The organism is Mesorhizobium sp. B2-1-8 (assembly GCF_006442545.2).
In the GTDB taxonomy this organism is placed as follows: domain Bacteria; phylum Pseudomonadota; class Alphaproteobacteria; order Rhizobiales; family Rhizobiaceae; genus Mesorhizobium.
Window position 1 is genome coordinate 4,846,476 of sequence record NZ_CP083952.1, and the last position, 11,111, is coordinate 4,857,586.

Sequence of the window (11,111 nt, forward strand, 5' to 3'; positions counted from 1 at the left end):
CTGGGCAGACAAGGAAAACTCCATGGCTACGACCGCAGCATTGGTCTGGTATCTGGTAATCGCCGGCCCGCAGGGCGGCATGGTCGTGCTGCCCAGCACCTTCGACAAGCGCGAACAATGCACCGCCGCCATCACCGAGTATCAGAAGCAGCCGACACCCGCCGGCTGGTCCGTGCAGTGCGTGCCGAGCGCCTCGCCCTTCACCGACGAAGGCGACGCCGAAGCACCGTCAGCTCAGTAAGCATCAGGAATCACAAGGCCCGCGGCCTCCGCCGCGGGCCGTGTGATTCATCACCGCGCGCTCACCGTCAGGTCAGGCTTCTGGTTGATGGTCTGGAACACCACGCAATAGCGCTCGGTCAGCTTCAGCAGCGAATCGATCCGCTCCTGCGGCTCATCCGTGTCGAGATCGAAATTGAGCCGGATGGCGCGAAAGCCTACCGGCGCGTCCCTGGCGACGCCGAGCGTGCCGCGAAAATCAAGGTCGCCTTCGGCCTCAACGGTCGCGGCGCCGAGCTTGAATTCGAGTGCCGTCGCCACCGCTTTCAACGTCACCCCGGCGCACGCCACCAACGCCTCGAGCAGCATATCGCCGGAGCACAGTTCGAGCCCCGAACCGCCTGTTGCCGGATGCAGGCCGGCGATTGCCAACGCCCTGCCCGTCTCGACCTTGCAGGCCACCGACTGTTCGTCGATCGAGCCCTTCGCCCTCAGCGTGATCAGTGCTTGCGCGGCGTCGTCGCGGTAGGCCTGCTTCAGCGGCGCCTGGATGGCCTTGAGCTCGGTTGCGCCCATTTTCGTTCCTTTCGAACGGCTTTCTGCCTTGATAGCACGGTCGTGCAAGACGTGTGAGCCAATCCGAGCAGGACGACCCGAGCTATCAGTAACTGGTGTCGGCGGGACAGCAGAGGGCTCGCCATCCCTATTCTCTTTGACTTCATTCGCCTCGGCCATACCTATGCGGGAGTCGTTCCCGCGGAGGCCTCATGCATTCCAAGCTGAAACTCGTCCCCCTAGTCCTCTTCCTGCTTGCCGGCTTCGCGCAGCCTCTCTTGGCCGAAACGCCAGAGCGGCCGGCGCCCGCGGGCGGCGTGCTGTCGCTGCTGCCGCCGCCCGCGATCACCGACCATTCGATCAGCATTGGCGGGCGCAGTCTGCAGTACCAGGCAAAGGCCGGCACGGTCCCGCTGCTCTCCGGCAAGGGCGAGATCACGGCGGAGATCTTCTATGTTGCCTATACGCAGAAACCGCGGGAGAGCGTCGCGACGGAAGCACCGCGGCCAATCACCTTCGTGTTCAACGGCGGCCCGGGTGCCGCTTCAGCCTATCTGCATCTCGGCGCGCTCGGACCGCGCATCGTGGCGACCGGAGCTGACGGGGAATTCCTCCCGTCGCCGCAAAAGCTCATCGACAATCCCGACAGCTGGCTCGACATGACCGATCTCGTCTTCGTTGACCCGGTGGGAACTGGCTACAGTCGCGAGGCGCCTGGCCAAGATACGCACGACTTCTGGGGCGTCAGCCAGGACGCCAGTTCGATCGGCGCCTTCATCCGGCTCTATCTCGCCCAAAACGGCCGCACGGGATCTCCGCTGTTCCTCGCCGGTGAGAGCTATGGCGGGTTCCGGGCCGCGCTGCTTGCCAGGACGCTGCAGGAAGATATCGGCATCAGCCCGAGCGGCATCGTGCTGATCTCCCCGGCGCTGGAATTCACCCTCGTCCAGCCCGACGAATTCGAGCCGCTTCATTGGGCTCTCGAACTCCCCTCGCTCGCGGCGGTCCGCCTGCGCAGCGAGGGTGTCAGCGGCGATATACTGCGGGAAAAGCTCGCCGGGATCGAGCATTATGCACTTGGCGAGTACCTCACCGCGCTCAGCAGTGGGCTGGAGCAAGGGGGGCGGCTGGCGAGCGATCGCGTCGCCGAGATCACCGGCCTGCCGCCCGACCTCGTTCACCGCAACTTCGCCCGCGTCCCGACCTCGCTCTTCGCAAGGGAGTTTGCCCGTGCCACGGGCAAGGTGCTCAGCCCCTATGACGGCATGATCGCGACGGCGGACATCGCTCCCCAGAGCCCCCGCATCGCCGGTCCCGATCCGGTACTGGACCGCAGTGTGCCGGCGCTGACCTCGGCCTTTGTCGGCTACGCGCGCGATGAGCTGAACTTTCGCACCGACGTCAGCTACCGCTTGCTGAACGGCGATATCAGCCACAACTGGGACTATGGCACGAGCGGCTCGCGCCAAGGCTATGCCGGCGTGATGGACGATTTGCAGCGGGCGCGCTCCTTGAATCCTGCGCTGGGCGTCGTCATCGTCAACGGCTACACCGATCTCGTCACTCCCTACCTGGCGTCGCGTTATCTGGTCAGCCAGATCCCCTCGCTCGCCGGCGCCAGGCCGATCCGCCTCGACGTCGTTGAAGGTGGGCACATGATGTATCTGAGGCCGGACGGACGGCGCGCGCTGAAAGAGGCCGCTTCGGAGCTTTATCAGGCGACGCAGTAAACGATAGCGCATCGCACTTGCGGGCAACCAAGGCAGGCGCCAATGGTGCTCGCCCCAGCCGAACGCAGGTCCAGTGGCTGGCGCAGGGATCAAGCTATCCCAAATGGGACATTGACGGACAAGGCCCCAAAACCGTCTGATCCGGGAAAGTTTCGTCGTTCCATTTTTCCGGCAGTTCACAATGTCACATACGCTCTCGACCACACCGAGACAGGATGGGTTTCGCGCCCCTGGCGAATTCGAACCCAAATCAGGCTGTTGGCTGATCTGGCCGGAACGGCCGGACACCTGGCGTCTGGGCGCCAAGCCGGCGCAGAAGCTATTCGCCAACGTCGCCGCCGCGATCGCACAAAGCGAGCCGGTGACGGTGGCGGCATCCAGCCGCCAGTGGCAGAACGCAAGAGCGCGATTGCCCAGCCATGTGCGCGTCGTGGAGATGTCCACCAACGATTCCTGGCTCCGCGACAGTGGCCCCAATTTCGTCGTCAATGATCGAGGCGAAGTGCGCGGCGTCGATTGGATCTTCAACGCTTATGGCGGTTTCGACGGCGGCCTCTATTCGCCCTGGGATCTGGACGACCTCGCTGCACAAAAAGTACTCGAGGTCGAGAGAATGGATCGCTACCGCGCGCCGCTGATCGCCGAAGGTGGTGGTTTGCAATGCGATGGCCAAGGTACGCTCATCACGACCGAGCAGTGCCTGCTCAATCGCAATCGTAATGCCCATCTCGGCAAGGCTGAGGTGGAAAGCCGGCTTGGCGACTATCTCGGCGTCGATCACGTCATCTGGCTGCCGCGTGGTTTTGCCTTCGACGAGACGGATGGCCATGTCGACGACCTCTGCTGCTTCGTGCGCCCTGGCGTGGTCGCGCTGAGCTGGACCGAAGACCGGGACGACCCGCAATATGAGATCGTGCGCGAAGCTGAAGAGGTGCTGCGCTCGGCCCGTGATGCGCGGGGCCGCAGCCTGGAGGTGCATCGGCTGCATCATCCCCTCCCGATCGAGACGACGATGGAAGAGAGCGAGAGCGTGGACCGGGTCGATTCGACCTGGGCGCGGCCAGCCGGCAACAGGATCGCGGCGAGTTACATCAACTACTATCCAGGCAACAGCGTCGTGGTCGTGCCGGAGTTCGGCTGCGATCTCGACCGGCAGGCAAAACAGCAGTTGGCCACGCTGTTCCCCGACCACAAGGTGGTCGGCATCGAGAACTCCCGCGAAATCCTGCTCGGCGGCGGCAACGTCGCCTGTATCACCTTACCCGTTTATGCGCCGCAACGGCGTTGAGCGGCAAGCGTGCCGAAGTTGAAATTGGAACGGTGCGCCGCACCTGCGAAAGGAGGATACCCATGCGCTCTCTGCTCTTCCCAATCCTGACTGTCGCGCTTGCCTGCGACATCTGCTTCGGCGTCGCTCGGGCGGACGATGAGAAGGTGGTCAACGTCTACAACTGGTCCGACTATATCGCGCCGGACACGGCCGAGAAATTCGAGAAGGAGACAGGTATCAAGGTCCGCTACGATGTCTATGACGGCAACGAGGTCCTTGAAACGAAGCTGCTCACCGGCGGCTCGGGATATGACGTGGTCTATCCCTCGGCCTTCCCGTTCCTGAAGAACCAGGTGAAGGCGGGCGTTTTCCTGCAGCTCGACAGATCGAAGCTTTCAAACCACTCGAAAATCGATCCGCAAGCCCTGTCGCTGATCGCGGGCGCGGACCCGCAGAACCTGCACGCCGTGCCTTACATGGCCGTCACAGACGGCATCGGCTACAATGTCGCTGCCGTCAAGCAACGGATGCCGGACGCGCCGACAGATTCCTTCGCCATGGTCTTCGACGTCGACGTCGTCAAGAAATTCTCCGATTGCGGCGTCGCCATGATCGATGCTCCGGCGGAGATCATTCCAATGGCTATGAACTATCTCCACATCGATCCCAGGTCGACCAGTCCGGACGACCTCGCCAAGGTCGAGGACTTGATGGGCAAGGTGCGGCCCTATATCCGTTACTTCCACTCGTCGAAATACATCAACGACCTGGCGAATGGCGACATCTGTGTCGTGCTGGGGTGGTCGGGCGACATATTGCAGGCCAAGACCCGTGCGGCGGAATCCGCGAAGAAGCTGGAGATTGCCTATTCCATTCCCAGGGAAGGCACGCTGATAAACTTCGATACGATGGCGGTGCCGAAGGATGCGCCGCATCCGGAGAATGCCCAGGCCTGGATCGATTTCAACTTGCGGCCCGATATCGCAGCGGCCAATTCCAGTTATGTTTCCTATGCCAACGCGATCCCGGAATCCCAGCCGCTGATGGATCAGGCCGTCGCCAAGGATCCCGGCGTTTTCCCGCCCGATGACGTAAAGGCCAAGCTGTTCGTGGTCGAGAACAACGACGCAAAGCTGCTGCGATTGCAAAACCGCATGTGGACACGCGTGGTGACGGGACAGTGAAGCTGGCGAAACGTCAGTCGCGCGGAGCCTCCCAGCTGGCGGCCAGCAACTCGACCTGGGAGTGCACGCCGAGCTTGCGGTAGACCTGCTTGATGTGGTTGCGCACGGTGCCGGGTGAAATCGACAGGTTTCGCGAAATCGTCTTGGCGCTGCCGCCCTCGATCAAGAGCCTTGCGATCTGCCTTTCCCTGGCGCTGAGTTGCGACCCTGCGGCTTCGATTGCGGATCCCTTGTCCCGAAGACGGCACAAATGAAGCAGCCTTTGCAGAATGAGCTTTGTCGCGCTGCTCGCCGCGCCGGCCACCGCCAGATCATGCTCGCCAAAACGCGGCGCGCCGTCGCGTCGCAGAAAGGTCACATAGCCGGCGGTCAGTCCGTCGAGGTTGAACACGCCGGTTATTTCATCGAAGCTGCCGGAAGGCCCATAGAATTCGCGATAATACGGGGTGCCCTGGAAATCGGCGTGGCTGAGAGCCGACAACGGCAGCAGGAAATCCTGTCTGGTGCTGGCGAACCTCTGAAAGAAGGGATCCTGGCGATAGATGCGTGCATCATAGTCGCGGTTCCAGCGATCGGGTCCGGCATCGTCGATGGTCAGGGACGTTATATCGCGACGATAGAATCCAACATAGACACGATCCGAGCCAAGCAGCATGCTTGCCGCCGCGCTGAAGCGGGCGGACAAGCCTTCGGGCGTTGCCGCCAGGGCCGCGGCGGCCACGCCACCGCTCCAACGTTCAAGCCGGTCGAGAGAAAAATTCGACTGCATCCGCGCCCAGACTAACGCAAGCCCCGCCAACTTCAAGCTGGCGGGGAACCGCGACGCCACCGGTGAAATCAGTCCTGCGGCCGCCTCCGCGGCTGATGGCCCATCGATGGTTGGAATCACGCCTTGGCCTGCGACCTCACATGGGCGATGTAACCGCGCACGTCGCCGGCAGGGCCGGCATAGGCCTTTCCGAGCTTCTTCTCCATTGCCGCCATGTATTCGCTCGCCCATTTGGGCAACGCATAGTCGATGACGGCGAGGAATTCGAGGGTCGCCGCCAGGCGGATGTCGGCGATCGACGGGGTCTTGCCGCCGATGAACGGCTTTCCGTCGCGGAAGAAGGAATGGAAGACCTCGAGCGGTTCGGCAATGGCGGCGACCGCCGCCTTCTGCGCCTCCGATTTCCTGTCCGGATGGGCATCACTGTGACCGACCTCGCCTGCATATTGCGGGAAGCCGAGCGCCGGATAGGTGGCGCGCGCCACATAGGGATAGAGCGTGCCGATCAGATAGAACATGGCGCTGTCTATCATCGCCCGCTTGGCTGGCGCCTTGGGGTAGAATTTCTCCAACCCATGTTTGTTGGAAAGATATTGCATGATGGCGCAGCTCTCCCAAAGCACGCCGCGCGGCAGGCCCTTGTCCTCGATCATCGGCGTCAGATGGGCCGGATTGCGCGCCATGTATTCCGGCGAGCGCGTGTGTCCCCACGCATCGGTCTCGGCATGGTCGAGCCCGGCGGCGCGGGCAAAGACGCGAACGGTCATGTTGTTGACGCTCGGCTTCAGCATGCTGATGGTCAGTGCCGGTTTCTTTGCCGGTTTCGCCTTGGCCTTGGCCGCGGTCTTGCCGGCGGCTGCCTTCGACGCCGTCTTGGCCGCTGGTTTGGTCGCTGCTTTCGCTGCCGGCTTCGCGGCGGCTTTTGACGCTGGTTTGGCTACCGGTTTCCTTGCGCTCTTCGTCACTGCCTTTGCCACGTGTTCCTCCCCTTGCCTGTTCAGTCTTCAATATGGATTTTTGGGTGCCCGGTCGGCCGACAATGTCGCGCGCGCGCGTTCCACCAGCGCCTGGATGGCGTCAGCCAGATGCACTTCGGCGATGTTGTAGTCGCCTCGCGCGACGCGAAGCTTATGCGCCTCCATCAGGACGTCGGCATGGGTGAAGCCGGCAGGCGGCTCGAAACGGTAGGAGGCAAGCTCGATCAGCAAGCCGAGCGGATCCTCGAAATAGATCGAATCCATGAAGCCGCGATCCTTGACGCCGCTGTGCTTGATGGCGCGCTCGTCGAGCCGGGCGACCGCCTGCAGGAAGGTGACGCGCGACACCGCAAAGGCGATGTGATGAACGCAGCCCGGGTCGGTCGGGGTGCGACGCTTCTCGGCCGTGCGGGTCTCGTCGGTGAAGATGGTGATCAGGCGGCCGTCGCCCGGATCGAAATACAGATGGCTTTCGGTCGGCTTGTCGAGGTTGGGCTGCTCGAAGATGAAAGGCATGCCCAGCACACCTTCCCAGAAATTGATCGAGGTCTGGCGGCCGGCACCGACCAGCGTGATGTGATGGACGCCTTGCGACTGCAGTTTCTGCATCGGCCTTCTCCCCCGAAATATCCGCTCTGGCAGAGGCGGCCGGTCAGGCCGCGCCTGCACATGCTACATCTGGCATGAGCTGAGCGCCAACTCCCTGTCCGTTCCCCGGCGTCTGCGCGCCTGCCCTTCGGTTTCCGCTTTATGAGACGATGCTAAACCAATCAGCCGTGCCGCGCCAGAAGCCGCATCCGGGACAGGCTGTATTTCGCGCCGCCGTCCCGTGCCCCAAACGCAAGCACGGTACTGGAGCAGCGCAGTGCGGGATTTCGCCCGTATAGCTGGCAGGAGCGGAGCCGACTGGGGCTGGAACCGCCTTCATTCAAGCAGGCGCACGCCTTATGGCCGATATCGCCATTCTCGATACACGCGAAAGGGTTCTCGCCGGCATCTCTTTGACCGGCGCCGCCTACTTGTTGTTTTCGACGCAGGATGCCTCGATCAAGCTGCTGGTCACCGGCATGAGCGTCTGGCAGATCATGTTCTTTCGCAGCATCACCATTCTTGGTGCCTGCGCGACCATCGGCGGACGGGCGCTGTTCGCCGAAACGGTGCGCTCGCCGATCGTGCGGCCGATGCTGGTGCGCAGCGCGTTCACGCTTGCCGCCTGGCTTTGCTATTACAATGCCGCCCGCAGCCTGCAGCTCGCCGAACTGACCACCGTCTATTACGCGGCTCCGATCATCGTCACCGTGCTTTCGGTGGTCCTGCTCGGCGAAAAGGTGCCTATTCTGCGCTGGCTGGCGGTTCTGATCGGCTTTGCCGGCGTCTTCGTCGCCTGCGACCCCACCCATCTCGGCCTGTCCGTGCCGGTGGTGCTTGTGCTGACGGCGGCCTTCCTGTGGGGCATCGCCATCGTGCTCCTGCGCAAGACCGCGCTAGCCGAGCGCTCGATGATCCAGCTGCTCCTCAACAATTTCTATTTCCTGGTGTTTTCGGCGGTGCCGGCTTTGTTGTGGTGGCATACGCCGGACCCGACGCAATTGCTGCTTCTTGCCGGCGTCGGTGCACTCGGCGGCATGGCGCAATATCTTCTTTTCGAGGGCATGAAGCGCACGCCGGCATCGATCCTGGCGCCACTCGAATACACTTCACTGCTGTGGGCGTTCGCGCTCGGCTTCGCGATCTGGGGCGACGTGCCGCGCCGCGAGGTCTTTCTGGGTGCTGCCCTAATCGTCGCCGCCGGCCTGCTGATCGTCGGCGGCGAGCATTTCCGCAAGCGGCTTTGATGTTCATTATTGCTGACGCTACGATGTCAGGATGGAGTGGCGTAGTCTTGCGGCATGACTGATCTGACAGCCACCACCGACACTGTCGCCGAGCGCACGCTGGGCATCATTCTCGTGTCATCCTCGGCGGCTGTATTCGGCCTGACCGGCGTGCTGACCAAGTCGATCCATGCCGATCCGCTGACGATCACCTGCTGGCGCGGCTTTGTCGGCGCGATCCTGATCAGCCTCTACGTGCTGTGGCGCCGCCGCCGTGCCGGCAACCGCGAACCGCTGCGGCTTGGCTGGCGCGGCTGGCTGCTGGCGGTAGAAGGCGCGCTGGCCAGCATCGCCTTCATTTCGGCTTTCAAGTTTACTTTCGTCGCCAATGTCGCGGTGATCTACGCGACCTCGCCCTTCATTGCCGCTGTACTGGCCTGGATGCTGGTGCGCGAGCCTTTCCGCCTGCAAACGATGGTGGCCGCGGCCGTGTCGCTGTGCGGGGTCGCCATCATGGTGTGGTCGGGTTTCGGCACCGGCAACCTGTTCGGCGACGGGCTGGCGCTGCTGATGACGGCCGGCAGTGCGCTCTACATGATCATGGTGCGCGCCTTCCGCGACACGCCCGTGGTGTGGGCCGGCGCGGTTTCGGCCTTCCTGTTGTTCATACTCGGCTGGTTCGTCACCGATCCCCTGGCGGTCTCAGCAAGGGACTCGGTTCTGCTTGCCACGTTCGGCGCGTCCTTCGCGCTGGCTTCCATCCTGTGGACGGAAGGCTCGCGGCTTATCCCGGCGCCTGAATCCGGCCTGCTCGGCTCGGCGGAAGTTCCGTTCGCGATCTTGTTTGCGTTTCTGTTCCTGGCCGAAATACCGCCGATGGCCAGCATGGTCGGCGGCGCGATCGTGCTCTGCGCGGTCTTTGCCCACGCCGGCCGCGACTGGCTGATGGCACGCTCCCGGCAAGCGTCGTCAGATATTTCTTAAAAAATTTCGGAAGTCACGGAACCATCACCTTGCCCGGACATTGTTGGTGCGACGGGCCACCCCCCAAGTCCCCCAAACCCCTCGGCCCGTCCTACCTCCAAGCCGACCGCAAGGTCGGCTTTTTCTTTGCGTAGACCGGCTCGACCGCAGGTCGGCTTTTCCTTGCCAACAGGCTGATAGCGGAATGCGGCCTCGCTGAAATCAACCAGGCGATCCGGAGAGAGCCAGGTTGGCAGCCAGCAACGCCGCCAGATCGTTCGCGGACGCATCGGCGCCGACGCGCAGCCGGATCGCGAACTCAGCCATCGGAACAGGCGGCAGGCCAAGTTCGCGGGGCGCCTCGACAATGCCGGAATGGGCAAAGCGGGGGGTTCGCAAGGTCAGCGCCACGCCGGCATTCACCGCGGTGCGCAGGCCGGCCAGGCTGGCACTGCCGGCGGCGATGCGATAGCGGCGGCCCGCGGCATCGAGCGCGGCGAGTGCCGCCTCGCGAAACCCGCAATAGGGATCGAGCAGCGCCAGCGGCAATTCTTCCTGCCGCGAGGCCAGCCCCTTGCTCGAACACAGCCATATCATCGGCTCGCGCAGCACGCCGACCTCGTCCGGCGCCGCCGTCCGCCGCATGACGATCGCCAGATCGAGGCTACCGGCCTCCAGCGCCTGCGCCAGTTCGGCGGAGCGGCCGACACGCAGTTCGAGCCTGACGCGCGGATGGCTGGTGGCGAATGCACGCAACAGGTCCGGCAGGCCGCTATCGGCGAAATCCTGTGTCGTGCCGATGGCGACGCGCCCGGCAGCGCGTGCGCCTTTCAGCGCGAGCCAAGCCTCGCGATGTACCGCAAGAATGCGCCTGGCGTGGCCTATGAGGTCCTCGCCTGCGGGCGTCAGGCCGCGCCCCCTGCCCTGCGGCGCCAGCAGCGGCTCGCCGACAATCTCCTCCAGACGCTGCATCTGGGCCGTTACCGCCGACGGTGAGCGGCCGACATTGGCCGCCGCCTGCGCCAGCGAACCGCTGTCGACGAACGCAAGGAAGGTTCTGAGCAGGTCGGGATCGAGCGTTTCCATAATTCGATATTATCGAATCTCAAGTTGAAAACAATTCGATTTTTTTGATTCTGGAATGATGGCACGGTCTCTCCAACGGCGACCGACGCCGGTCAAACAAAGGAGAAGAAAAATGCCCATCATCAATGTCAGCGTCACCGGCAAGCCGGACGCCACCCTGTCCGCCGAGATCGCCAGAGAAATAACCGAGATCACCGCCGCGCATCTGCGCAAGGACCCGACGCTCACCGCGGTTGCCGTTTCCTATCTCGACCCACAGCACTGGTTCGCTGGCGGCAAGTCGCTCGCCGAGCACGGCACCAACACATTCTGGCTCGACATCAAGGTGGTCGACGGCACCAACACCAAGCTCGAACTGGAGGCCTATCTCAAGACGATCTTCGACGCCTTTGGCCGCCTGCTGGGCGGCGTGCACCAGGAAAGCTATGCTTTCGTGCACGAGGTCCCGGCAGCCGCCTATGGCTATGGCGGCAAGACGCAGGAGTTCCGTTTCATCAGCGGGCGGCTGAAGGCGGCGTGAGGGCGCCCCTTCCGCATTGACCTT

12 protein-coding genes are annotated in these 11,111 nt (G+C 63.3%); 7 read left to right on the top strand and 5 right to left on the bottom strand.

The window, feature by feature from the left end:
* Positions 1-22 precede the first annotated feature (22 nt).
* Complete coding sequence (locus tag FJ970_RS23885) at positions 23-241, top strand: hypothetical protein (protein WP_140765447.1); 219 nt, start codon at positions 23-25, stop codon at positions 239-241.
* Between the two features lie 50 nt (positions 242-291).
* On the opposite strand, the gene FJ970_RS23890 is transcribed toward FJ970_RS23885, so the two are convergent.
* Entirely contained in the window at positions 292-795 is a 504-nt protein-coding gene (locus FJ970_RS23890) for an OsmC family protein (RefSeq protein WP_140765449.1), read from the bottom strand.
* A 191-nt stretch (positions 796-986) separates the two neighbouring features.
* Here FJ970_RS23890 and FJ970_RS23895 point away from each other — a divergent pair, with 191 nt between their 5' ends.
* The 3 genes from FJ970_RS23895 to FJ970_RS23905 all read left to right on the top strand — a co-directional run bounded on the left by FJ970_RS23895 (position 987) and on the right by FJ970_RS23905 (position 4,958).
* A complete protein-coding gene (locus FJ970_RS23895) occupies positions 987-2,504 on the top strand; it encodes a S10 family peptidase (protein ID WP_140765451.1) in 1,518 nt (505 codons plus the stop codon).
* Positions 2,505-2,685: 181 nt separating this feature from the next.
* Positions 2,686-3,792, top strand: a complete 1,107-nt coding sequence (aguA, locus tag FJ970_RS23900; RefSeq protein WP_140765453.1) for an agmatine deiminase — start codon at positions 2,686-2,688, stop codon at positions 3,790-3,792.
* Between the two features lie 62 nt (positions 3,793-3,854).
* Positions 3,855-4,958, top strand: coding sequence for a polyamine ABC transporter substrate-binding protein (locus tag FJ970_RS23905; RefSeq protein ID WP_140765455.1), 1,104 nt, complete (start codon positions 3,855-3,857; stop codon positions 4,956-4,958).
* A gap of 13 nt (positions 4,959-4,971) precedes the next feature.
* On the opposite strand, the gene FJ970_RS23910 is transcribed toward FJ970_RS23905, so the two are convergent.
* The 3 genes from FJ970_RS23910 to FJ970_RS23920 form a co-directional block, all read right to left on the bottom strand.
* The gene (locus FJ970_RS23910; protein ID WP_227791890.1) at positions 4,972-5,679 is read right to left on the bottom strand and encodes a response regulator transcription factor; all 708 of its coding nucleotides are present in this window, start codon (positions 5,677-5,679) and stop codon (positions 4,972-4,974) included.
* Between the two features lie 164 nt (positions 5,680-5,843).
* Positions 5,844-6,704, bottom strand: coding sequence for a glutathione S-transferase family protein (locus FJ970_RS23915; protein ID WP_140765459.1), 861 nt, complete (start codon positions 6,702-6,704; stop codon positions 5,844-5,846).
* Between the two features lie 27 nt (positions 6,705-6,731).
* Positions 6,732-7,313 (bottom strand): VOC family protein, encoded by a 582-nt coding sequence (locus FJ970_RS23920; protein WP_140765461.1) that lies wholly within the window; start codon positions 7,311-7,313, stop codon positions 6,732-6,734.
* Positions 7,314-7,651: 338 nt separating this feature from the next.
* Here FJ970_RS23920 and FJ970_RS23925 point away from each other — a divergent pair, with 338 nt between their 5' ends.
* The gene (locus FJ970_RS23925; protein ID WP_140765463.1) at positions 7,652-8,539 is read left to right on the top strand and encodes a DMT family transporter; all 888 of its coding nucleotides are present in this window, start codon (positions 7,652-7,654) and stop codon (positions 8,537-8,539) included.
* A gap of 54 nt (positions 8,540-8,593) precedes the next feature.
* On the top strand, positions 8,594-9,502 hold the full coding sequence (locus FJ970_RS23930) for a DMT family transporter (protein WP_140765465.1): 909 nt from the start codon (positions 8,594-8,596) through the stop codon (positions 9,500-9,502).
* Between the two features lie 201 nt (positions 9,503-9,703).
* Here FJ970_RS23930 and FJ970_RS23935 read toward each other — a convergent pair whose 3' ends face one another.
* Positions 9,704-10,567, bottom strand: a complete 864-nt coding sequence (locus FJ970_RS23935) for a LysR substrate-binding domain-containing protein (RefSeq protein ID WP_140759343.1) — start codon at positions 10,565-10,567, stop codon at positions 9,704-9,706.
* 112 nt (positions 10,568-10,679) lie between these two features.
* Between FJ970_RS23935 and FJ970_RS23940 the strand changes: the two genes are divergently transcribed.
* Positions 10,680-11,087: a tautomerase family protein gene (locus FJ970_RS23940; protein ID WP_140759341.1), complete on the top strand. Its 408-nt coding sequence runs from the start codon at positions 10,680-10,682 to the stop codon at positions 11,085-11,087.
* Positions 11,088-11,111 lie beyond the last annotated feature (24 nt).